This is a genomic window from Aeromicrobium alkaliterrae (assembly GCF_039529015.1).
In the GTDB taxonomy this organism is placed as follows: Bacteria; Actinomycetota; Actinomycetes; order Propionibacteriales; family Nocardioidaceae; genus Aeromicrobium; species Aeromicrobium alkaliterrae.
Genome location: NZ_BAAAME010000002.1, coordinates 698,490 through 718,900, shown reverse-complemented (window position 1 = coordinate 718,900; position 20,411 = coordinate 698,490). Strand labels below are relative to the sequence as shown.

At 71.0% G+C, this 20,411-nt stretch carries 26 protein-coding genes; 15 read left to right on the top strand and 11 right to left on the bottom strand.

The features are described from left to right. Window positions 1-25: 25 nt before the first annotated feature. The gene (gene sufU / locus ABD127_RS04740) at window positions 26-472 is read left to right on the top strand and encodes a Fe-S cluster assembly sulfur transfer protein SufU (RefSeq protein WP_344198251.1); all 447 of its coding nucleotides are present in this window, start codon (window positions 26-28) and stop codon (window positions 470-472) included. Beyond that, window positions 469-840 carry a metal-sulfur cluster assembly factor gene (locus ABD127_RS04735; RefSeq protein WP_344198249.1) on the top strand — a complete coding sequence of 124 codons (372 nt, stop codon included), beginning with the start codon at window positions 469-471 and terminating at the stop codon, window positions 838-840. Before sufU ends, ABD127_RS04735 begins: the two co-directional genes overlap by 4 nt. Here the strand turns inward: ABD127_RS04735 and ABD127_RS04730 are convergent. After that, the gene (locus ABD127_RS04730; protein ID WP_344198247.1) at window positions 827-2,158 is read right to left on the bottom strand and encodes a hypothetical protein; all 1,332 of its coding nucleotides are present in this window, start codon (window positions 2,156-2,158) and stop codon (window positions 827-829) included. The genes ABD127_RS04735 and ABD127_RS04730 overlap by 14 nt on opposite strands. 296 nt (window positions 2,159-2,454) lie before the next feature. Next, window positions 2,455-3,084, bottom strand: coding sequence for an ABC transporter ATP-binding protein (locus tag ABD127_RS04725; protein ID WP_344198245.1), 630 nt, complete (start codon window positions 3,082-3,084; stop codon window positions 2,455-2,457). Window positions 3,085-3,379: 295 nt separating this feature from the next. Between ABD127_RS04725 and ABD127_RS04720 the strand changes: the two genes are divergently transcribed. The 3 genes from ABD127_RS04720 to ABD127_RS04710 all read left to right on the top strand — a co-directional run bounded on the left by ABD127_RS04720 (window position 3,380) and on the right by ABD127_RS04710 (window position 6,791). Next, complete coding sequence (locus ABD127_RS04720) at window positions 3,380-3,607, top strand: Uma2 family endonuclease (RefSeq protein ID WP_344198243.1); 228 nt, start codon at window positions 3,380-3,382, stop codon at window positions 3,605-3,607. A gap of 86 nt (window positions 3,608-3,693) precedes the next feature. Then, a complete protein-coding gene (locus tag ABD127_RS04715; protein ID WP_344198241.1) occupies window positions 3,694-3,864 on the top strand; it encodes a hypothetical protein in 171 nt (56 codons plus the stop codon). 47 nt (window positions 3,865-3,911) lie between these two features. Beyond that, entirely contained in the window at window positions 3,912-6,791 is a 2,880-nt protein-coding gene (locus ABD127_RS04710) for a helix-turn-helix transcriptional regulator (protein ID WP_344198239.1), read from the top strand. Window positions 6,792-6,800: 9 nt separating this feature from the next. Here ABD127_RS04710 and ABD127_RS04705 read toward each other — a convergent pair whose 3' ends face one another. Together ABD127_RS04705 and ABD127_RS04700 are read right to left on the bottom strand one after the other, a co-directional pair. Continuing rightward, on the bottom strand, window positions 6,801-7,769 hold the full coding sequence (locus ABD127_RS04705) for a hypothetical protein (protein ID WP_344198237.1): 969 nt from the start codon (window positions 7,767-7,769) through the stop codon (window positions 6,801-6,803). Window positions 7,770-7,843: 74 nt separating this feature from the next. Beyond that, complete coding sequence (locus tag ABD127_RS04700; protein WP_344198235.1) at window positions 7,844-8,470, bottom strand: hypothetical protein; 627 nt, start codon at window positions 8,468-8,470, stop codon at window positions 7,844-7,846. A gap of 104 nt (window positions 8,471-8,574) precedes the next feature. Between ABD127_RS04700 and abc-f the strand changes: the two genes are divergently transcribed. Beyond that, window positions 8,575-10,173, top strand: a complete 1,599-nt coding sequence (gene abc-f, locus ABD127_RS04695; RefSeq protein WP_344198233.1) for a ribosomal protection-like ABC-F family protein — start codon at window positions 8,575-8,577, stop codon at window positions 10,171-10,173. On the opposite strand, the gene ABD127_RS04690 is transcribed toward abc-f, so the two are convergent. The 3 genes from ABD127_RS04690 to ABD127_RS04680 are packed head-to-tail and all read right to left on the bottom strand — an operon-like array spanning window position 10,157 to window position 11,481. After that, window positions 10,157-10,951 carry an SURF1 family cytochrome oxidase biogenesis protein gene (locus ABD127_RS04690; RefSeq protein WP_344198230.1) on the bottom strand — a complete coding sequence of 265 codons (795 nt, stop codon included), beginning with the start codon at window positions 10,949-10,951 and terminating at the stop codon, window positions 10,157-10,159. The two genes, abc-f and ABD127_RS04690, sit on opposite strands and share 17 nt — an antisense overlap. Then, the gene (locus ABD127_RS04685) at window positions 10,944-11,174 is read right to left on the bottom strand and encodes an acetone carboxylase (RefSeq protein WP_344198228.1); all 231 of its coding nucleotides are present in this window, start codon (window positions 11,172-11,174) and stop codon (window positions 10,944-10,946) included. The genes ABD127_RS04690 and ABD127_RS04685 overlap by 8 nt, the downstream gene beginning before the upstream one ends. A 4-nt stretch (window positions 11,175-11,178) precedes the next feature. After that, the gene (locus tag ABD127_RS04680) at window positions 11,179-11,481 is read right to left on the bottom strand and encodes a DUF3099 domain-containing protein (protein ID WP_344198226.1); all 303 of its coding nucleotides are present in this window, start codon (window positions 11,479-11,481) and stop codon (window positions 11,179-11,181) included. A 43-nt stretch (window positions 11,482-11,524) separates the two neighbouring features. On the opposite strand from ABD127_RS04680, the gene ABD127_RS04675 reads away from it, so the two are divergent. Continuing rightward, window positions 11,525-11,740, top strand: a complete 216-nt coding sequence (locus ABD127_RS04675) for a dodecin (RefSeq protein ID WP_229054088.1) — start codon at window positions 11,525-11,527, stop codon at window positions 11,738-11,740. Then, window positions 11,737-12,312 carry a DUF6636 domain-containing protein gene (locus ABD127_RS04670; protein WP_344198223.1) on the top strand — a complete coding sequence of 192 codons (576 nt, stop codon included), beginning with the start codon at window positions 11,737-11,739 and terminating at the stop codon, window positions 12,310-12,312. The genes ABD127_RS04675 and ABD127_RS04670 overlap by 4 nt, the downstream gene beginning before the upstream one ends. Here ABD127_RS04670 and serB read toward each other — a convergent pair. Continuing rightward, window positions 12,305-13,516, bottom strand: coding sequence for a phosphoserine phosphatase SerB (gene serB / locus ABD127_RS04665; RefSeq protein ID WP_344198221.1), 1,212 nt, complete (start codon window positions 13,514-13,516; stop codon window positions 12,305-12,307). The two genes, ABD127_RS04670 and serB, sit on opposite strands and share 8 nt — an antisense overlap. 57 nt (window positions 13,517-13,573) lie before the next feature. Between serB and ABD127_RS04660 the strand changes: the two genes are divergently transcribed. The 4 genes from ABD127_RS04660 to bluB are packed head-to-tail and all read left to right on the top strand — an operon-like array spanning window position 13,574 to window position 16,592. After that, window positions 13,574-14,389, top strand: a complete 816-nt coding sequence (locus tag ABD127_RS04660) for an ABC transporter ATP-binding protein (protein WP_344198219.1) — start codon at window positions 13,574-13,576, stop codon at window positions 14,387-14,389. 3 nt (window positions 14,390-14,392) lie between these two features. Further along, on the top strand, window positions 14,393-14,842 hold the full coding sequence (locus tag ABD127_RS04655; protein ID WP_344198217.1) for an NfeD family protein: 450 nt from the start codon (window positions 14,393-14,395) through the stop codon (window positions 14,840-14,842). After that, window positions 14,839-15,960: an SPFH domain-containing protein gene (locus tag ABD127_RS04650; RefSeq protein ID WP_344198215.1), complete on the top strand. Its 1,122-nt coding sequence runs from the start codon at window positions 14,839-14,841 to the stop codon at window positions 15,958-15,960. The genes ABD127_RS04655 and ABD127_RS04650 overlap by 4 nt, the downstream gene beginning before the upstream one ends. After that, on the top strand, window positions 15,957-16,592 hold the full coding sequence (gene bluB, locus ABD127_RS04645; RefSeq protein ID WP_344198212.1) for a 5,6-dimethylbenzimidazole synthase: 636 nt from the start codon (window positions 15,957-15,959) through the stop codon (window positions 16,590-16,592). The genes ABD127_RS04650 and bluB overlap by 4 nt, the downstream gene beginning before the upstream one ends. A 25-nt stretch (window positions 16,593-16,617) precedes the next feature. Here bluB and ABD127_RS04640 read toward each other — a convergent pair whose 3' ends face one another. Further along, complete coding sequence (locus tag ABD127_RS04640; protein ID WP_344198210.1) at window positions 16,618-17,145, bottom strand: YbhB/YbcL family Raf kinase inhibitor-like protein; 528 nt, start codon at window positions 17,143-17,145, stop codon at window positions 16,618-16,620. A gap of 18 nt (window positions 17,146-17,163) precedes the next feature. Here ABD127_RS04640 and ABD127_RS04635 point away from each other — a divergent pair, with 18 nt between their 5' ends. From ABD127_RS04635 to ABD127_RS04625, 3 genes are read left to right on the top strand one after another with little or no spacing between them, the layout of a single operon-like run. Continuing rightward, entirely contained in the window at window positions 17,164-17,958 is a 795-nt protein-coding gene (locus tag ABD127_RS04635) for a TrmH family RNA methyltransferase (protein ID WP_344198208.1), read from the top strand. Between the two features lie 26 nt (window positions 17,959-17,984). Continuing rightward, window positions 17,985-18,410, top strand: a complete 426-nt coding sequence (locus tag ABD127_RS04630; protein ID WP_344198206.1) for a hypothetical protein — start codon at window positions 17,985-17,987, stop codon at window positions 18,408-18,410. A 23-nt stretch (window positions 18,411-18,433) separates the two neighbouring features. Further along, a complete protein-coding gene (locus ABD127_RS04625; protein ID WP_344198204.1) occupies window positions 18,434-18,994 on the top strand; it encodes a 1-acyl-sn-glycerol-3-phosphate acyltransferase in 561 nt (186 codons plus the stop codon). A 196-nt stretch (window positions 18,995-19,190) separates the two neighbouring features. Here the strand turns inward: ABD127_RS04625 and ABD127_RS04620 are convergent, their stop codons facing one another. Next, the gene (locus ABD127_RS04620; RefSeq protein WP_344198202.1) at window positions 19,191-19,724 is read right to left on the bottom strand and encodes a GNAT family N-acetyltransferase; all 534 of its coding nucleotides are present in this window, start codon (window positions 19,722-19,724) and stop codon (window positions 19,191-19,193) included. Window positions 19,725-19,731: 7 nt separating this feature from the next. Then, window positions 19,732-20,322: a peptide deformylase gene (gene def / locus ABD127_RS04615; protein ID WP_344198200.1), complete on the bottom strand. Its 591-nt coding sequence runs from the start codon at window positions 20,320-20,322 to the stop codon at window positions 19,732-19,734. Window positions 20,323-20,411 lie beyond the last annotated feature (89 nt).

The following is a 20,411-nucleotide window of genomic DNA, read 5'->3' as shown; positions in this document are numbered from 1 at the left end:
GACTAGCAGTGCCAATGCCGGGGAAATGAACGTCGACTCCCTGTACCAGGAGATCATCCTGGACCACTACAAGCGCCCGCACGGCGCGGGCCTGCGCGACGGCGGCGACGCCGAGGTGCACCACGTCAACCCCACGTGCGGCGACGAGATCACCCTGCGCGTGCACCTCGACGGTGACGTCGTCACCGACGTGTCCTACGACGCGCAGGGATGCTCGATCAGCCAGGCCTCGGCCTCGGTGCTCAACGACCTCGTCGTCGGGCACACCGTGACCGAGGGACTCGCCACGCTCGACGCCTTCACCCACCTCATGCAGGGCAAGGGTCAGGTCGAGCCCGACGAGGACGTGCTCGAGGACGGCATCGCCTTCGCCGGCGTCGCCCAGTTCCCCGCGCGCGTGAAGTGCGCACTCCTGTCCTGGATGGCGTTCAAGGACGCCACCGTGCAGGCCACCGGAAAGGACGCATCATGACCGACACCAACCACGCAGACCTCCCCGAGGTCGACACCGCTCCGGCTGCTGCCGGAGCCACCACCAGCGAGGACGTGCTCGAGGCGATGAAGGACGTCGTCGATCCCGAGCTCGGCATCAACGTCGTCGACCTCGGCCTGGTCTACGGCGCGCACGTCGACGAGCACAGCAACACCGTGCTCCAGATGACGCTGACCTCCGCCGCGTGCCCGCTGACCGACGTCATCGAGGACCAGACGCGCTCGGCGCTCGACGGCATCGTCAACGAGTTCCGCATCGACTGGGTCTGGATGCCGCCGTGGGGCCCGGACAAGATCACCGACGACGGCCGCGAGATGCTGCGCGCCCTCGGCTTCAACATCGGCTGATCTCGCGGTCGGTGCGCCCTGTGCGATATCGCAGGCGCAGCAACAGGGCCCACGGTGCCCTGTCGACCCGCTCCAGTCCCCACCAGAGGCACGTGCCGGCGATCGCGGCCACGACGATCACACCTGACCCGGGGGTCGCGACGCCGAGTACCGCGACGCTCACCATCACGGTCAGCAGACCGTCGAACTGCCAAGCGAGCACGCGAAGGCCCGAGAGGTCGCCGAACGGTGTGACGATCGGGGTCAGAGTCTCGACCGGCAGCTGAACCTTCATCTCGCGCAGAAAGCGCGCTGCCAGGGCGACGACCACGGTGAGCGCCATCAGCACCGACGCCGCGACGTCCGGTCCACCACGTGCCAGATCCGTCGCTTCCAGCAACACGTGGCTGGCGGACCAACCGACGAGTCCCGTGACAAGGCTGGCCAGGATCGGCCACGTGGTGTGCCGGACGGCGGCTCCGCCATCGCGGCCGCCCAGAAGCGCAGGCAGGTAGAGCTCGTCTCGCAGGGAGCGCCACGTCTCGCTGATCCAGCCTGCGCCGAGATAGACCAGCACGGCACCGGCGGTCCAGGTCGACGTCGGTCCCAGGCCGTCGGCGGCGCCTGACCACGCAGTGCCGACCGAGGCCAAGGTCGAACCAGCCAACAGGCAGGCCAAGCCGAATCCTGCACGCACGGGGGTGCGGAGCGCGCGGACGACGCCGTGCGCCACAGGGCCACGCAGCCGGCCGTCGTGACGAAGTAACGCATGCCGTAGGCCCGCGGGACGAGGGCGGTACAGCGCCAGCGCGTCGTGGAAGGTCCCGGTGCCGGTGAACACCAGGGCCTGGGCTGCGCGGGTGGACTCGCGGGCGAGCCGGTCCGGACTCGCGAGCATGATCGCTCGATGAGCCGCCCACCCGACCAGAGCCGCCACGGCGGCGAGCTGCGCCAGACCGAGCAGGACGTCCGACCCGACCGACGGCGACGCACCTTGGGCCACGAGAGTCGCGAGGGGAATCGGCTGCAGGTCGACGACAAGGGCTGTCGCGGACACCGCCAGCAGGGCCGCTCCCGTGGTCGCCACGACCAGGCCTGAACGCAGCTGCCCGATCAGCCAGCACGACCCAGCGATCACCCCTGTGAGCAGGGCCGACGCCACGGAGACCACGACGACGTCGATGCGGCCAAAAGCCCGATTGATGCCGAGCGCGAGCAGGACGGCGAGGAGCGTGACGACGAGGCTCGCCCCGATGATCCGTCGGCGTGCGACCCGCGTCAGGTAGGTCGGCGGTGGCAGATCCGTCGACTGCAGCACGTGCAGGACGAACGGCGGCATGACCAGCGGACCCCAGAAACGGCCGAGCACCAAGGCCCCCAGCCAGCAGGCAGCAACACACGCCAGCGCGACAGGTCGCAGGTCCGACTCGGCCGTCTGGCGACCGATCGTCCCGAGCTCGCGCGCGACGAGGACTCCTGCGGGGACGACGTACAGCGCTGCCGCGAGTGCGATCAGGTACACGCCGTAGGCGCGGCCTCCGGGAGAACCGCGGCCGTCGCGGCGCCGATGGATCTGCCAGACCGCCGTGATCCGCTCACCGGCCGCCGTCATCGCGCCTTCCTGGAGGCCTGGGGTCACACCAGGGCCAGACGGTGGTGGGCCGCCTCGACCAGGCGCGGCTCGTGCGTCGCGGCGATCACGGTCGTCCCGGTCTGCGTACGGCGAACCAGGAGCTCAGCCAGGCGATCGGTACGGGCCGAGTCCAGATGCCGCTCCGGCTCGTCGAGCAGCAGGACGTCGGAGGGGCGGACGAGCACCAGCGCGAGCCCGAAGAGCTGCAGCTGGCCCGCCGAGAGCTCGTGCGGGAAGCGGTCGCGGAGGTCATTCAGGCCGAGCTCCTCGAGCATCGTCGAGGTGCGCTCGCGGCTCTCCGAACCGCCGCCGAACCAGGAAGCTGCGACCATGGAGATCTGCTCGGCGACCGTCAGGTCGCGGGCTACCGGGATCGGCTCGACGAGCGCAGCAAGCAACCGGCGCTGGCTCGGCTGGTTCGGGTCGACCGGGCGTCCGGCGAGGTGGCAGCTCCCCGCTGTCAAGGTCAGACGCCCCCCGAGGGCGCGGAGCAGGGTCGTCTTGCCGGAGCCGTTGGGTCCCGTGAGGCACCACAGCTCGCCGGCCAGGGCTGCGAAGGACGTGGGACGCAACAGGGTCGTGTCGCCGATCTGCACCGTCGCCTCGTGGCTGGAGATCGTGGACTCGTCCATGCCGGACACCTCACCGTGATGAGCAGGTCGCGCGACGTCGGGTGGCACGCGCTCCATCGTAGGAGCGGGCTGGCGGCGAGACGAGGGATGCGTCCACAGCGCCGACTGTTGCGTGGATGTCATGGAGCGAACGGAGACCTACCATGACGGTCATGACCACGTCCGGGACGATTCCGAGGGGCCCCTTCACGGTGGACGACCTGGAGTCCTTCCCCGATGACGGCAACCGCTACGAGATCATCGACGGGCTCCTGATCGTGAGCCCGTCGTCGGACCGCCGCTGCTGGCGGTCGAGGTGCTCTCGCCGTCGACCCGTGGCGTCGACCTCCTGCTGAAGCGCGAGAGGCTCCAGCGGGCCGGAGTGCCGCACTACTGGGTCGTCGATCCCGAGGTACCTCGCCTGCTCGCGTGGGAGCTGCGCGACAGCGAGTACGTCACGGCTGCCGACGTGAGCGGCGACGAGGCGTGGGCAGCGCCGGCTCCGTTCAGTGCGAACCTCGTGCCGTCCGAGCTGGTGCGCTGAGACGACGCACGATCTGAGGTAGGCAGTCCCGGATCTAGGGATCTCGCCCGATGTGGCGGACTACCTCAGGCTTCGAGGATCGAGACATGATCATCGATCCGCAGTCCTACGTCCCTCTCGAGGTGCAGCGCCGTCTGGCCACGGCCGGTGCCGCCCAGCCTCCGGTCGACCAGCCCGTCCGCCGTCGCCAGCGCCCGCACCGCGGTCCCGTGCTGCGGTTCACGGCCTGGGCCACCGGCCGCACGGCCTACATCTGAGCCCGGACGTCGCCGTTTCGTCCGACGGGTCGGCCATCATGGACCCCATGGCCGATCGCATCCCGTCGACACCGCTGGTCGGTCGCCGACGCGAGCTCGACCAGCTGCTCGAGCTGAGCGGCGTCACCGGGGCGGGCGGCCACGACGTCGTCCTCCTGGGAGGCGACGCCGGCATCGGCAAGACGCGCCTCCTGCGCGAGCTCGCCCAGCGTGCGCGGGACGCCGGGCACCGTGTCCTGGCGGGCCACTGCCTCGACCTGGGCGACAGCGCCCTGCCCTACCAGCCGTTCGCCGAGGCCTTCTCGTCCCTCGACACAGCGGAGCGCCAGCACGTCGCCGAGCGGTTCCCCGCGTTGGTGCCCGTGCTGCCGGGGCTGGTCGCGGCTGGCGGACCGGTCGTCGAGCGGGCCGAGCTCTTCGCCTCCGTCGTGGCAGCTCTCGACTCGTTGGCGACCGACGAACCCCTGCTGCTGGTCGTCGAGGACGCCCACTGGGCCGACGCCTCGACCCGGCACCTGGTCCGCTACGTGCTCGCTCAGGGGTTCCACGGGCCCGTCCACCTCGTCGTCAGCTATCGCGCTGACGACCTCCATCGCCAGCACCCCCTGCGTCAAGCGCTGGCCGAGTGGGTCCGGCTGCCCGGCGTGCGGCGGGTCGAGCTGGAGCCCCTCACCGACGACGACGTCGCCGACCTCGCCCGGGCCAGGTCCGCCGAGGACCTGACCTCCGACGCGCTCGGTGCGGTGGTCCGTCGTGCCGGGGGCAACGCCTTCTACGTCGAGGAGCTGCTCGACGCGGGCTCGGGGGATCGAGCCTCGGCGCTCCCGGAGACGCTGAGCGACCTGCTGCTCGTGCGGCTGGAGCGTCTCGACGACCAGGCCCGCCGCCTCGTGCGAGCCGCCTCGGTCACCGACGGTCGCGAGGGGTTCCCCGCGCTGGCCTCGGCTGCCGGACTCACCGAGAGCGAGCTCGACGTGGCTCTCGGCTCGGCCGTCGACCACAAGGTCCTGCGCCGCACCGGCGCCGACGACTACGGCTTCCGCCACGCGCTCCTGGGTGAGGCCCTGCGCCAGGATCTCCTTCCGGGCGAACGGCGCCGCATCCACGCGGCGTTCCTGGCCGCGCTGGACGAGGATGCTCCCGCGACCACGGTCGCCCGCCACGCGCTCGCCGCCGGCGAGCGCAGCACCGCCTTCGGCGCCACGGTGCGTGCCGCCGAGGCCGCAGGTCGTGTGGCGGGCTACGACGAGGCCGCCCGGCACTACGAGCAGGCCCTGGCCCTGGTCGACGCCGCGCCCGAGGGCACCGACGAGATCGACCTCGTGATCGACGCCGCGAACGCCCTCGTCACCTCCGGCCAGCTCCTCAGAGCGCTCGACCTCCTGCGCGACCACCTGGTCCAGCTCCCGACCCACCTGGACACCGACGGCCGCGGCCGCCTGCTGGTCGCGATCGGCAACACGACCTACTTCGCGAACCTCGACGCCGAGTCCGAGGCCGCGAGCGCCGAGGCGGAGCGCGTGGTCCCCGACGAGCCCACCGTGCTCAGGGCCGAGGTGGCTGCGCTACGTGCACGCAACCTGACCAACAAGAGACACGACGACCAGGCCCTGGCGTGGGGTGAGCGGGCACTCGCCCTCGCGGAGGACGTCCGCTCGGAGGCCGTCATCTCGGACGCCAAGGCCACGTTGACGCGCCTCATGGTGCGGTCGGGCCAGGATCCCGAGCGGGCCACGGCGGCGATCCGTGACCTCATCGACGGCTCCCGGGCGTCGGGCCACGTCCTGGGCGAGCTGCGCGGCCTGCACCAGATGGCGTTCGTGCACTTCAACGCGGGCCAGCTGGACCAGGCCGAGGCGGCCTTCGTCGAGGGCATGCGGCGTGCCGAGGAGACCGGTTGGTCCTGGGGTCCGTACGGCTTCGACGGCCGCTTCTTCGCCACGCTGCTGGCGTACCTGCGAGGGCGTTGGGACGAGGCGTTGGTGCTGGGCGACGCCGGGCCGTCCGCCCCGGTGATGTTCGCGGCTCATCTGTCCGCGATCACGCTGCTCGTCGCCGCCGGGCGAGGCGACGTCGACCAGGTCGAGCGCACGCTGCCCCTGCGCTCGATGTGGCGCCACGACGTCGCCGCGTCGGTGCACAGCTCGACCGCCCTGGTCGACCTCCACGGAGCCTCCGGTGACCTGGTGGCCGCTCGTCGCGCCTACGAGGCGCTCGTCGAGCTCGAGACGCGGGCCTGGGACGAGCCGCTGTTCCCGGGGCGGGTCCGCATCGCGGCCGTGCTCGCGGGCCAGTACGCCGCGGCCGCGACATCAGTTGGCCGCCACGAGCAGGCGCGGCTCCTGGAGCACGCAGCCGAGCTGGCCGCGACGGTCGAGGAGGTGGTCCGCGACCAGCCGTCCTTCGGCCCGGAGGGGCAGACGTGGCGGCACCGCGCGCACGCCGAGATCGCCCTGCTGCGCTGGCGCTGCGGTGTCGACGCGCCCACGCTCGACGAGCTTCGCGATCACTGGGTCGCCGCCCACGCCGGTTTCGTGAGCCTTGACGACCCGTACGAGGTCGCTCGCTCCGGCACCCGGCTGGCCAGCGTGATGCTCGCCGCTGGCGACGCCGGCGGCGCAGCGGCGCTGCTCGACGCGGCGCGCCGCACGGCCGAGCGCCTGGGAGCGGCGCCGCTGATCGCCGAGATCCACCTGCACTCGCCTGCACCGGCCGCGGGGGAGTCCGACCTCACCCCGAGGGAGCGCGAGGTGCTGCAGCAGGTCGCGCTCGGCCTCAGCAACGGCGAGATCGGTGCGCGCCTGTTCATCAGCACCAAGACCGTCTCGGTCCACGTGTCGAACATCCTGGCCAAGCTCGGTGCCTCGAGCCGCACCGAGGCCGCGGCCATCGCGCACCGCGACGGGCTGATCGAGTCCCGCCGGTGATGCCGGCTCCTACCCTGCGGTGCTGGCCGCGAGGAAGGCCGCCGCGATCGTCGTGATCGCCGCAGGGTCCAGGCTGCCGCTCTCGGTCGAGACGGTGACGTAGATGATCTCGTCCTCACTGGCCTGCACCGTCAACGAGACCGACCGGTCGGAGGCGTACAGGTACGCCGCGACGGCGCCCTCCACCTCGACGGGCTCGTCGCCGGACTCCTGGGCGAGCTCGAGCGCTCCAGCGGCGTCGGAGCTCGTCGACCGCGACAGCTGGATGGTCGCGAGGTGGTCCCCGAGGTAGGTGCACCGGATGCTGTCGCCGCTGCGACCGCCGCGCGCCAGCTGGATCGTGTCGACGCCCTGCTCGATCGTCCGGTCGTCCGGGGCCAGGCAGACGCTGCCGACGTCCGTCGAGAGGGCCTGCGTCTCGAAGTCGTCCGGGATCGCGGGCAGGTAGGCCTCGAGGAACGCGATCATGGCGTCCTCCGACACGCGCACCTCGGGATCGCTGTTGCCCACCGAGTCGTTGCGCAGCAGCACCTCGTGGTCCCCGACCCGCACGCCGATCGAGATCGTCACCGTCTCGCCGCCGAACGACTGCTCGCTGCGAAAGGCCTCGTCACCCAGTCCGTCGATGGGCTCGATCCCGCTGTTGCCCCCGAGGATCTCGAGCTCGTCCTCCAGCGTCTGGTCGGAGTCGACGACCTGGATGCCGAAGCTGACGTCGTACACGTCACCGATCGTGCAGCCGTCGTAGGTCAGGCTGCCGATCAGCAGCGTCGGCACGAGGTCGCTGTCGCGCGGGTTCAACGGGTCGGCCACGTCACGGTCGACGATGGTGCACGCGGTGACCTGTCCCTCGCTCGAGCGGGAGTCGGCGGTGTCGGTCGGCGACGGCTCTGCCTCGGGCTCCTCGGAGCTCCCTCCGCAGGCTGCGGCCGCGAGGAGTGCGACCACGGCAACCACACGACCGACGAAGACGTTCACGCGAGACCCCCGGGGGACGACGACTGTGCGCGCCATCGTGCCACGGGTCGACGCGCTCGTCCCGACGAGCGGACTCAGCCGTCGTAGCGGAATCCGTCGTCCGCGGTCCAGGTCAGGACCTGCTCCTCGTAGACGCCGTTGACGAACACGACGTCGTCGCCGTCGAACGCGGGCTCGGAGTAGAACTCGCCGAGGTCGTCGCGGACCTCCCACGACGTCAGGTCGGTCGAGACTAGCGCTGCGCCCTGGTCGGGTGCCTGCTGGATGAACGCGTCGTCCTCGTAGCAGCCGAGCCCGACGGCCACGATCTCGCCGTTCGTGGCCGCGTCCATGATCAGGCAGCCGTCTCCGGCGGTGTAGATCTCCTCGGGCTCGGTCCAGGCCTCGGGGTCGTCCGGGTCGGAGTGCTGCACGAGGACGCGGCGGATGTCGTCGGGATCGATCCACAGCACGACGCGCACGCCGGAGTCGAGGTCGAGCTCGGCGATCCCGTCGTCCGCGTCGGGGAGCACGTCGGAGTTGTCGCTGAACTCGCTCGGGGCCGGGGCCTGGAGCTCTGAGGTGTACGCGGCGGGGGTCGGCGCGTCACCCGACGGCGACGGCTCGCCGAACGGCCAGTCGCCCTCGACCTCGTCCTGTCCGCACCCGGCCGCTGTCAGCGCGACGAGCAGGAACGTGACGACCCCCACCATGCGTCGCATGCTGATCGACGCTACACCGCCGCTACCATGGAGCGGTGATCATCCAGCGCGAGTAGAGGACGAGCGACGCCGCCGTCCCTGTTCCTCCTCCCCGAAAGACCCTCATGATCACCGTCAACGACGTGACGCTGCGCTTTGGTGCGCGTGTCCTGATGTCCAACGTCTCCTTCCGTGTCGACACCGGCGACAAGATCGGCCTCGTGGGCCGCAACGGCGCCGGCAAGACCACGCTGACCCGCATGCTGTCCGGCGACGGCCAGCCGTCGGAGGGCTCGATCACCCACCGCGGCAAGATCGGCTACCTCCCGCAGGACCCGAAGATCGGTGACCTGTCGACCACGGCGCGCGACCGGATCCTGGGTGCGCGTGGTCTCGACGAGGCGCTCGACGTGATGCGCAAGGCCGAGATCGACATGGCGTCGGCCGACACCGCGACGGCCGAGAAGGCCATGAAGGCCTACGGACGCGCCCAGGACGCCTTCGCCGCTGGTGGCGGGTACGCCGCCGAGGCCGAGGCCGCCACGATCTCCGCGGCCCTGGGGCTGCCCGACCGCGTGCTGGAGCAGCCGCTCTCGACCCTCTCCGGCGGTCAGCGGCGCCGTATCGAGCTGGCCCGGATCCTGTTCAGCGACGCCGAGACGATGCTGCTCGACGAACCGACCAACCACCTCGACGCCGACTCGGTGACGTGGCTGCGCGGCTTCCTCAAGAACTACTCCGGCGGACTGGTGATCATCAGCCACGACGTCGAGCTGATCGAGGAGACCGTCAACAAGGTCCTGTACCTCGACGCGAACCGCGCGACGATCGACATCTACAACATGGGCTGGAAGCACTACGTGCGCCAGCGCGAGGCCGACGAGGTGCGCCGCAAGCGCGAGCGCGAGATCACGACGAAGACCGCCGAGCGCTTGCAGATGCAGGGCAACAAGATGCGCGCCAAGGCCAGCAAGGCCACCGCTGCCCAGCAGATGCTGCGTCGCGCCGAGGACATGATGGCGAGCCTCGAGGGCGTGCGCCAGACCGAGAAGGTCGCCAAGATCGACTTCCCGAGCCCGGCCGCCTGTGGCAAGACCCCGCTCATGGCCGAGGGCCTCTCGAAGTCGTACGGCTCGCTCGAGATCTTCACCGACGTGAACCTCGCGATCGACAAGGGCAGCCGTGTGGTGGTGCTCGGCTTCAACGGTGCCGGCAAGACGACGCTGCTGCGCATGCTCGCCGGCGAGCTGGTCTCGGACTCCGGCGAGATCCAGCCGGGCCACGGGCTGAAGATCGGCTACTTCGCCCAGGAGCACGAGACGCTCGACCCCGACCGCACGGTTCTGCAGAACATGCAGGCGAGCGCCCCGGACCTGACCGACACCCAGGCCCGCAGCGTGCTCGGAGCCTTCCTGTTCACCGGCGACGACGCCGACAAGCCGGCCCGGGTGCTCTCCGGCGGTGAGAAGACGCGACTGGCGCTGGCCGGCCTGATCGTCTCCAGCGCGAACGTGCTGCTGCTCGACGAGCCCACCAACAACCTCGATCCCGCGTCCCGCGAGGAGGTCCTGTCGGCGATCCGTCGCTACCAGGGCGCCATCGTCCTCGTCTCGCACGACGAGGGTGCGGTCCAGGCGCTGGAGCCGGACCGGGTCCTCCTGCTGCCGGACGGCGATGAGGACCTCTGGAACGACGACTACGCCGACCTCATCTCGTTGGCGTGACCTCGCGGTCCGCAGCGACGTCGGCCCGTGCGGCCCGCGCTGCGACCTTGCGGCGCTCCTGGCGCTCCGCCCGGGCGAACCAGCCGTAGCCGACGATCGCGAGCGCGGCGAAGAACCACCACTGCAGGCCGTAGAAGAAGTGCGGGCCCTGGCCCAGGTCGGGGCGGGGCTCGGCGTCGATTCCCTCGGTGGCGGGAGTCTGCTCCTGCAGGTTCAGGTAGCCGTCGCGCAGCTCGTAGGGGACGTGCTCGGCGATGCCCTTGCTCGAGATCGCGCGGACCTGGCCGTCGTTGACCCGGATCGCCTGGCCCGTCGCGCTGCTGTCGACCCGGATCCAGCCGCTGACGTCGACGGTGCCGGAGGGCGGCTCCGGGATGTCGTCGGGCTGGGCGTTCGTGCGCAGCGTCTCGAGGAAGCCCCGGTCGACCAGCAGCGCCGTGCCGTCGTCGAGCATCAGCGGGGTCAGCACGTCGACCCCGGGGCGCCCGTCGCGGCTGATGTACTTCACGGTGACCTGGTGCTCCACGTCGAAGGTGCCCGACGCGCTGACGACGGTCCACTCCTGCTCGGGCTTCACGGCGGAGCCGTCCGGGACGACGTCCTCGAGCGGGACCGGGTCCTCCGCGAGGTGCTCGCGGACGAGCTCGTTGCGGACCTGCCGGTCCTCCAGCTTGTGGAACTGCCAGATGCCGAGCTGGATGCAGACGCCGGACAGGGCGACGACGAAGACGGCGAACCCGACCCAGCGGGGGCTCAGGAGGAAGCGGAGCTCACGCATCGGAGGCCCCCGTCGCAGGCGCGCCCACCGGCACCGTCTCGCGCCAGAACCCACGCGCGGACAGGAACGACGTCAGCGAGGCGTCGTGGTCGGTGCACGCGAGCCACACCTTGCGCCGGTCCGGCGTGTGCAGCTTCGGGTTGTTCCAGCGCACCTCGACCTCGGCCGGTGCGGTGCAGCCCTTCGCCGAGCAGGTCAGCTCGACGGTGGCGTCAGCTCCCACGCGCTCAGATCTCGTCGCGCTCGGGACGAGCGGCGATGGCACGGTGCTCCATCGGCACGAAGTCCGATCCCCTGGCCGGTCCGGAGCGCACACCGGCGTTGGCGAGCACGACCGAGACGTACGGCAGGAAGACTGCTCCGACGACCAAGGTCCAGCGCAGCCACCCGTCGGCGATGCACGCGCCGAGGAAGCAGACGGTGCGCAGCGCCATCGAGAAGGCGTAGCGACGTTCCTTGGCGGTGAGCCCCTGGCTCGCGGGCGCAGACGCTGACGTGATGACCTGCACCTCGTCGTCTCGCTTGTTCACCCCTTCAGAGTACGCCCCTGTGCGTCGGGGCATCATGGACGCCATGAGCAACCGCACCTACCGCATCACCGAAATCGTCGGCACGTCGCCCGACGGCGTCTCCGAGGCCATCGAGAACGGCATCGCCCGCGCCGGTCAGACGCTGCGTCACCTGGACTGGTTCGAGGTCGAGGGGATCCGCGGCCAGATCACCGACTCGGTCCCGTCGCACTACCAGGTCACGATGAAGATCGGCTTCCGCCTGGAGGACGACGAGTGAGCCTGAGGCTCCTCGCCACCGTCGTGGTGCTCACGACGGTGCTGGCGGCCTGCAACGGCGGGTCCGACGAGGAGCCTGACGGATCGTCCGCCGGCGACCGGGGCTCCGAGAGCTCCGCAGCCCCGGCGGAGGACGAGGCCGGTGAACCCGAAGGGACGGGCGTCGAGGAGCCCACAGGCACCCCGGTCGACCCGGCCGGATTCACCGACGCGCTCGCCGAGCACGCCTTCACGTCGCCGACCGGCAACATCGTCTGCTACGTCAACGTGACGGCCGACCAGTGGGGCTGCGTCATCGGCGAGCGCTCCTACACCGAGCCTCCGGGCGCGGACGACTGCTTCGCGAGCTTCGGCAAGGGCTTCGTGTCGGTGCAGGGCGGACCGCTCCAGCCCCAGTGCCGCGGCGGTGTCCTGGCGGCGGCCGAGAGCGGCGGGGGACCGACCCTCGCCTACGGCAGCACCCTGACGGTCGGTGCCGTGACCTGCATGTCGCAGCAGACCGGTGTGACCTGTGTCGACGAGCGGTCGGGTCACGGCCTGTTCATCAGCAAGGCCGCCTACGCCCTCAGCTGACGTCGGCTGCGTCGGCCTCCTCGACCTCCTCACGGGTGATGCCCATGAGGTAGATGATCGTGTCGAGGTACGGCACGTTGACCGACGTCCGCGCCTGGTCGCGCACGGTGGGCTTGGCGTTGAACGCGATGCCCAGCCCGGCGGCCGCCAGCATGTCGAGGTCGTTGGCGCCGTCGCCGATCGCCACGGTGTTCTTGATCGGGATGCCCGCCTCGGCGGCGAACTCGCGCAGGGCGGTGGCCTTGCCGGCGCGGTCGACGACCGTTCCCAGCACCCGGCCGGTCAGCACCCCGTCGGCGATCTCCAGGTCGTTCGCGCGGTAGTAGTCGATGCCGAGCTCCTCGGCGATGCGGGCGATGATCGGGGTGAACCCGCCACTGACCAGCGCGAACCGGTAGCCCAGGCGCTTCAACGTGCGGATCATGGTGCGCGCGCCGGGCGTGTAGACGAGGGAGTCGTAGACCGTGTCGAGGGCGGAGGCCGGCACCCCGGCCAGGCGCGCGACCCGCTCGTGCAGGGACTCCGCGAAGTCGAGCTCGCCCCGCATCGCCCGCTCGGTCACGGCAGCGACCTCGGCCTCGTAGCCGGCGCGAGCCGCGAGCATCTCGATGACCTCGCCCTGGATCAGGGTCGAGTCGACGTCCATCACGACGAGGCGCTGCGCGTGCCGACGGATCCCGTTCTCCTGCACCGCGACGTCGACGCCGTGCTCGTACGCGACGCGCGCGAGCGTCGCCTGCAGGACGTCGGGGTCGGCACCGCTGACCTCCATGCGGATCGCCGTGACGGGGTAGCGCGCCATCCGGACGATGCGGTCGATGTTGCCGCCGTCGGTGCGGATCTGCTCGGTGATGCCCGCCATCGCGCGGGGCAGGAGCGGAGCGCCGAGCACGACGACCTGCGCCCGCCCGACGCGACGCGGCCGGTTGTCGCCCGTGCCGCGCTCGAGCGACGCCGCCAGGCCGAGCTCCTCACCGAGGGCCCGGACGGCTGCGTCGAGGTCGCCGGCGTCAGCCGGATCGGTCACGAGGACGCTCAGGACCAGCTGCCCGCGCACGACGAGCTGCTCGACGTCGATGACCTCGATCGAGAAGCTGTCGAGCACGCCGAACAGACGCGTCGAGACACCGGCACGGTCGGGTCCGACCAACGTCACGAGGACGGTCGGAGCCGTGAGGTGGGGGACGGGCACATGGCTGGTCATCGGCACGAGGCTAGCGCGATAGGTTGGTGCCTGAGCACGGCCACACCCGGAGGGACAATGACGAGCGCCATCAAGCTGACCGACGTCTCGGTGATCCGGTCCGAGTCGGTCCTGCTGGACCGGGTCGACTGGAAGGTCCGCGAGGGCGAGCGCTGGATCGTGCTGGGCCCCAACGGCGCCGGCAAGACCACGCTGATGCAGATCGCCAGCGCCACGACCTTCCCGAGCTCGGGCGAGGCGAAGATCCTCGGCCAGGTGCTCGGCACCGTCGACCTGTTCGAGCTGCGCACGCGCATCGGCCACACGAGCCTGACCGTCGCCGACCGCCTGCCGCCCGCCGAGTCCGTCCGCGACGCGGTGCTCTCGGCCGCCCACGGGGTCACCGGCCGCTGGCGCGAGCAGTACGACGAGATGGACACCGCCCAGGCCGACCAGATCATCGGCGAGCTCGGCATCGCGCACCTCGCCGGCCGCACGTTCGGCACCCTCTCGGAGGGGGAGCGCAAGCGCGTGCTGATCGCCCGCGCACTGATGACCGACCCGGAGATGATCGTCCTCGACGAGCCCGCAGCGGGCCTCGACCTCGGTGCCCGGGAGGACCTGGTCGCGAGCCTGGCCAACCTGGCGTCGGACGACGCCGCGCCCGTCCTGGTGCTCGTGACGCACCACGTCGAGGAGATCCCGCCCGGCTTCACCCACGTGCTGATGCTGCGCCAGGGCGCCGTCGTCGCCGAGGGGCCCATCCCGAGCACCCTGACGGCGGCCAACCTGACCCGCACCTTCGGCACCGACCTGGAGCTGACGGTCGCCGACGGCCGGTACTCGGCCCGGCGGGTGCGCTACGGTCGTCGCGCCGCCCGACGCGAGGAGTGAGCCGTGACTGACTGGATCAACGAGAACCTCTGGGTCGTCTGGATCGGCGTCGCGTCCGTCCTCGCCGTCGCCGAGCTCCTGAGCCTCGACCTGGTGCTGCTCATGTTCGCGATCGCGGCGCTCGTCGCTGCCGCGGCCTCCCCGTTCCTGCCGGCCTGGGCCACCATCATCATCTTCGGCGCCATCTCGATCCTGCTGCTGGCGGTCATCCGCCCCCGCTTCAAGCGCAAGCTGCACGCCGGCCCCACCCTGTCGGTGGGGCACCACAACCTGGTCGGTCGTCCGGCCATCGTCGACGAGCCGGTCACCGACGTGTCGGGCCGGGTCATGATCGACGGCGAGCTCTGGACGGCACGCACGGCCACCACGGAACATCATGACGTCGGCGAGCGTCTGACGGTCGTGTCCATCGAGGGGGCCACGGCGTACGTGGCCGGAAAGGTTGCACCGTGATCGGATCGGTAGCCCTGATCGTCGCGTTCTTCTTCCTGGCGCTGGCGATCGCCATCGTCGCGATGTCCTTCAAGATCGTCCCGCAGCAGCGCGCGGGCATCGTCGAGCGGCTCGGCAAGTACCGCACGACCCTGGACTCCGGGCCGCACCTGATCGTCCCGTTCCTGGACCGGCTGCAGTACATGATCGACCAGCGCGAGCAGGTCCTGTCGTTCCCGCCGCAGGACGTCATCACCGAGGACAACCTGACGGTCTCGATCGACACCGTCATCTACTACACGGTCAACAACCCGGTCTCGGCGACGTACGAGATCGTCAACTACATCGAGGCCATCCACCAGCTCACGATGACGACGCTGCGCAACATCATCGGTGGCATGTCGCTCGAGCACGCACTGACCGGCCGCGACCAGATCAACCGCACGCTGGGTGCCGAGCTCGACGCCGCCACGACCCGCTGGGGCATCAAGGTCAACCGCGTCGAGCTCAAGAGCATCGACCCGCCGCCGACGATCATCGACGCGATGGAGAAGCAGATGCGCGCCGAGCGCGACCGTCGCGCCGTGATCCTGACGGCCGAGGGTCAGCGCCAGTCCGCGATCCTCACGGCCGAGGGTGAGAAGCAGTCGCAGATCCTGACCGCCGAGGGTGAGAAGCAGGCCGCGATCCTCTCGGCCGAGGGCGAGAAGCAGGCCGCGATCCTGCGGGCGCAGGGTGAGGGTCGCGCGATCGAGACCGTCTTCCAGGCGATCCACGACGGCAACCCGGACCAGAAGCTGCTGTCCTACCAGTACCTGCAGACCCTGCCGAAGATCGCCGGCGGCGAGAACGCCTCGACCTGGATCATCCCGGCCGAGCTCACCGCGGCCCTCGGCACGCTGGGCGGCGTCATCGGCACCGTCCCGGTCGACGGTGGCGGCAGCAAGAAGCGCGTCGACCTGGACGCGCCGATCGAGGACGTGAAGTCCTCCGTCGACACCTCCGAGGCCGTCGAGGCCGCGCTCGAGGCCGCGCGCCGCGCCGAGAACCCGGCCGCGAACATCGACGAGGACGTCGTCCCGCCGTCCTCGATCGAGGGCGACGACGGCCCGCCGCCGCCCCCGCCGGCTCAGGTGTGACGCAGGACCAGACCTTCAGCAGCACCGAGCGCGACGCGGTCTACCGCGCCATCGTCGAGCGCCGCGACATGCGGCACTTCGCCGGAGGCGGGGTCGACCCGTCCGTGCTGCGGCGCCTGCTGGAGGCCGCGAACTGCGCACCGAGCGTCGGGCTGATGGTGCCGTGGCGCTTCGTCCGGGTCGTCGACCCCGCGGTGCGTGAGCGGGTTGCCGACCTGGTGGCGGTCGAGCGCGACCTGACGGCCGCCGAGCTCGGCGATCGCGAGGCGGAGTTCCTGCGCCTCAAGGTCGAGGGGGTGCGTGACTGCGCCGAGCTGCTGGTCGTCTCCGTCACGGGCGATCGCGCGGGCCACGTCTTCGGGCGACGCACGATGCCCCACATGGACCTGGCGTCGGTGGCGTGCGCGATCCAGAACCTGTGGCTGGCGGCCAGAGCCGAGAACCTCGGGATGGGCTGGGTGTCGCTCTTCGACCCGCGCGAGCTCGCCGATCTGCTGGACCTCTCGCCCGGTGACGAGCCGATCGCGATCGTCTGCCTCGGACCGGTCGACCGCTTCTACGAGCGGCCCATGCTGGTCGAGCAGCGGTGGGCCGAGCCCCGCGCCCTCGACGAGCTGGTCGAGGAGCGCTGAGCCCGGCCCTGTCGTCCTGGTCGGATCAGTGCTGGTAGGTGCCGTGCAGGATCGCGCGGCCCAGCGTCTTGAACGCCAGGTTGAAACCGACGACGGCGGGTGTCGCGGAGTCGTCGACACCGAGCTTGTCCTCGCCGACGGCGTGGACGACGAAGTAGTAGCGGTGCACCTGGTCGCCCTCCGGCGGAGCGGCACCCATGAAGGCTGCGCCGCCGCCGTCGTTGCGCACGTGGAACGCACCCGCCGGCAGCGTGTCGTCGCCTGCGCCGGCACCGGCGGGCAGGCTCGTGACGTCGGCGGGGATGTCGACGACGACCCAGTGCCAGAACCCCGACACGATGGGCGCGTCGGGGTCGAAGCACGTCACGACGAACGACTTCGTCCCCTCGGGCGCGCCCGACCAGCTGAGCTGGGGCGAGGTGTCGCCGTGCGCGTTGACCTGAGCGTCGGAGAGGGGAGCGCCGTCGGTGACGTCGTCACTGGTGACCGTGAAGGTCGCGGCAGCGGGCAGGAGCGGGTACGGATCCGGGGTGACCGGTCGGTCGAGACTCATGCCACCTAACCTAACCGCGTGGCGCACATCCTTCGAGTGACGTCCGGCGACGACCGGCTGCGTGACTACACCAGCCTGCGGGACACGAGCCTGCGCAAGCTCCTGGAGACCGAGCGCGGGATCTACGTCGCCGAGGGGGAGAAGGTCGTGCGCCGGGCGATGGAGGCCGGGCACGAGCCACGGTCGTTCCTCATGGCGCAGCGCTGGGTCGACGCGCTCGAGGACGTGCTCGCGGGCACCGATGCGCCCTGCTACGTGCTCGACGAGGACGTGATCGAGGGGTTGACGGGCTTCCACGTGCACCGAGGCGCCCTCGCGGCGATGCACCGCCCCGAGCTCCCGGACGCCGCCACGGTGCTGGCGGGCGCCCGCCGCGTCGTCGTGCTCGAGGACCTCGTCGACCACACCAACGTCGGTGCGGTGTTCCGCACCGCCGCGGCGCTCGGGTGGGACGCCGTCCTGCTGTCGCCGCGGTGCGCCGACCCGCTCTACCGCCGGGCCATCAAGGTCGCGATGGGCGCGGTGTTCCGCCTCCCGTACGCCCGCCTCGACGACTGGCACGCGGCCCCCGTCCTGCTCCGCGAGGCCGGGTTCACGACCGTCGCGATGACGCTCGGCGACGGTGCGGTGCCGCTCGACGAGGTCCGCTCCGACGGGCCGATCGCCCTGGTCGTCGGCTCCGAGGGGCACGGGCTGTCGCCGCGGTGGGAGCACGAGAGCCTGGTCCGGGCGACGATCCCGATGAGCCCCGACATCGACTCGCTCAACGTCGCGGCATCCGTCGCCATCGCGGCCTGGGAGCTGCGCGCCTGACGGTTCCGCGGGGTAGCGTCACCGGCATGAGCGACTCGCTGCTGTGGTCGATCGTCCTGGCCGTCTCCGTCGTGGTGCTCGCCCTCGGGGTGCTGCGCGGGCTGCGTCGTCCTCGGCAGGGTCCGACCGTCCCCGTGCCGCTGCACCTCGACGAGCGCGCGCGCAGCGAGATCAGCGCGTTGGTGGCCACCGACCAGAAGATCCAGGCGATCAAGCGGCTGCGCGAGGAGAGCCGCCTGGGCCTGGCCGAGGCCAAGGGCGTGATCGACCACTGGGACCCGGCGACGACCGGAACGCCCGAGGCAGGGCCCGACCTCACGGACCTCGAGTCGACGACCCGTGCCGTGGTCGTCGCGCAGGGTGAGGTCGCCGCGGTCAAGCACGTCCGTGACCACACCGGCTGGGGCCTGCTCGAGGCGAAGCGCTTCGTCGACCGGCTCGACGGCGTGTGAGCACGGCCCCCTAGGCTCGCGCCATGATGCGGCAGCGCCTGGCCCGGACGATCACCCGACTGATGCGCTACCGCATGGTCGGCAGCGTCCCCGAGCGCGGCGTCCTCGTGGGCGCCCCGCACACCTCGAACTGGGACTTCGTGACGATGCTCCTGGTCATGTGGCACGGGGGCGCGCACCCGCGGGTCCTCGTGAAGCAGGAGCTCTTCAACGGTCCGGTCGGATGGCTCGTGCGCCGCTTCGGCGGGGTGCCGCTGGACCGCAAGAACCCGGCGGGCGTCGTGCAGGCGTTCGTCGACGAGGCCGAGAGCAACACCGAGTTCCGCCTCGTGATCGCCGCCGAGGGCACACGTTCGGCGGGGGAGTACTGGAAGTCCGGGTTCCTGCGCATCGCCCGCGAGGCCCAGGTTCCGGTCACGCTGGCCTTCTTCGACCCGCCGACCCGGACGATGGGCTTCGGTCCGTCGTTCGTGCCGAGCGGCGACTTCTCGGCCGACATGGACGTCGTGCGCGAGTTCTACGCCGACATGCAGGGCATCAAGCCCCAGAACCGCACGGAGCCCCGGCTCCGCGAGGAGAGCTGAGCGCACCCCCTGTCCCCGTACGACTTCGGCGGGGGACTCCTGTGTCACCGCCAGAAGCGCACCCGTTCCCTGAGGTGCGACGAGCCCTGGCGAGGAGCCTCGAAGGGGCAGTCAGTCCACGGCCACGGTGATCGGGACGCGGCTTCGAGGCTCGCGCCGCAGGCGGCACTCGCACCTCAGCCAACGGAGACGACCGTCAGCGCATGAAGCTGTGCGTGTGGGCGCGCAGGGTGGTCTCGTCGAGCTCGCGGTCGGCGTAGACCAGCCGGACGGCCGTCTCGTCGGCGTTGCCGAGGTCGCGCCCCCGCCACACCAGCTGCAGGCCTGCCGCTTCCGCCGTGCGTCGACTCGCCTCGTTGCGCTCGAGCAGCTTGGCCGTGACGGGCACGTCCGGGTCGGTCTCGTGCGCGGCCTCGACACCGCGGCGAGCCAGCGTCGATCCGTAGCCCTGGTGCCAGTGCTCGCGGTGGATGCGGTAGCCGATGTTCCAGGCCGCGCGGTCGTGGAGCAGCCGTGCGCCGCCGTGCCCCACGAAGGCCCCGCCGTCGTCGAACGCCGCCCAGTTGCTGAGCGCGTCGTCGCGCCATCCGCTGACGAAGAACTCCACGAGCGCCTTCGTCTGGTCGACCGTGGTGAACACGCCCGTCGGCTGGTGCTCCCACACGCCCGGGTCCGCGTAGAGGACGTGCATCTCCTCCCAGTCGCCGGACTCCATGGGGCGCAGGTCCACGGGGTGCTCAGGCCTCCGCGATCGGGGTGACGGGCCAGTCGTCGGGGTACAGCTCGTCGAGCTCGGCCTGCATCTTGTCGAGCTTCTTGCGGGCGCGACCCGCCAGCCGGTCGCCGAAGACCGTGCCGAACAGGTGGTCGGTCTCGTGCTGCAGGCAGCGCGCGAGCAGGCCCGTGCCGGAGAACTCGACCGGCTCGCCGAATTGGTCCAACCCGCTCACGTGGGCCGTGTCGGGGCGAGCCAGCGGGCCGAAGGCGCCGGGGAACGAGAGGCAGCCCTCGTCATCGTCGTCGAGCCGGCGCGCGTCCCCCTCGGGCAGCGTCAGCACCGGGTTGCACACGACGCCGGTCGTGATCACGTCGTCGTCGTCGGGGCAGTCGAACACGAAGACCTTGATCTTCTCGCCGACCTGGTTGGCCGCCAGACCCACACCGCGGGCGGCGTACATCGTGGCCACCATGTCGCGCACGAGGGTCTGGAGGTCCTCGTCGAAGACGGTCACGTCCTCGAGCTCGCGGTGCATCACGGGGGTGCCCCAGCGGGTGATGGGGCGGACGGATCCGCCCTCGGGCAGGGGCCGGGACTGCGCGTGGTTCACGGCGTCACGATATCCGACGCCCTGCCTGGTCCCGGCGGACGGTGGACCCGTGGACCGGACTGGGATACGCTCGGTACGCCAAAGTGCAA

Coding starts and splice junctions, on each gene's coding strand:
- sufU (WP_344198251.1), top strand. CDS start 26: ATGAACGTCGACTCCCTGTACCAGGAGATCATCCTGGACCACTACAAG.
- ABD127_RS04735 (WP_344198249.1), top strand. CDS start 469: ATGACCGACACCAACCACGCAGACCTCCCCGAGGTCGACACCGCTCCG.
- ABD127_RS04730 (WP_344198247.1), bottom strand. CDS start 2,158: ATGCCGCCGTTCGTCCTGCACGTGCTGCAGTCGACGGATCTGCCACCG.
- ABD127_RS04725 (WP_344198245.1), bottom strand. CDS start 3,084: ATGGACGAGTCCACGATCTCCAGCCACGAGGCGACGGTGCAGATCGGC.
- ABD127_RS04715 (WP_344198241.1), top strand. CDS start 3,694: ATGATCATCGATCCGCAGTCCTACGTCCCTCTCGAGGTGCAGCGCCGT.
- ABD127_RS04710 (WP_344198239.1), top strand. CDS start 3,912: ATGGCCGATCGCATCCCGTCGACACCGCTGGTCGGTCGCCGACGCGAG.
- ABD127_RS04700 (WP_344198235.1), bottom strand. CDS start 8,470: ATGCGACGCATGGTGGGGGTCGTCACGTTCCTGCTCGTCGCGCTGACA.
- abc-f (WP_344198233.1), top strand. CDS start 8,575: ATGATCACCGTCAACGACGTGACGCTGCGCTTTGGTGCGCGTGTCCTG.
- ABD127_RS04690 (WP_344198230.1), bottom strand. CDS start 10,951: ATGCGTGAGCTCCGCTTCCTCCTGAGCCCCCGCTGGGTCGGGTTCGCC.
- ABD127_RS04675 (WP_229054088.1), top strand. CDS start 11,525: ATGAGCAACCGCACCTACCGCATCACCGAAATCGTCGGCACGTCGCCC.
- serB (WP_344198221.1), bottom strand. CDS start 13,516: ATGACCAGCCATGTGCCCGTCCCCCACCTCACGGCTCCGACCGTCCTC.
- ABD127_RS04660 (WP_344198219.1), top strand. CDS start 13,574: ATGACGAGCGCCATCAAGCTGACCGACGTCTCGGTGATCCGGTCCGAG.
- ABD127_RS04640 (WP_344198210.1), bottom strand. CDS start 17,145: ATGAGTCTCGACCGACCGGTCACCCCGGATCCGTACCCGCTCCTGCCC.
- ABD127_RS04630 (WP_344198206.1), top strand. CDS start 17,985: ATGAGCGACTCGCTGCTGTGGTCGATCGTCCTGGCCGTCTCCGTCGTG.
- ABD127_RS04625 (WP_344198204.1), top strand. CDS start 18,434: ATGATGCGGCAGCGCCTGGCCCGGACGATCACCCGACTGATGCGCTAC.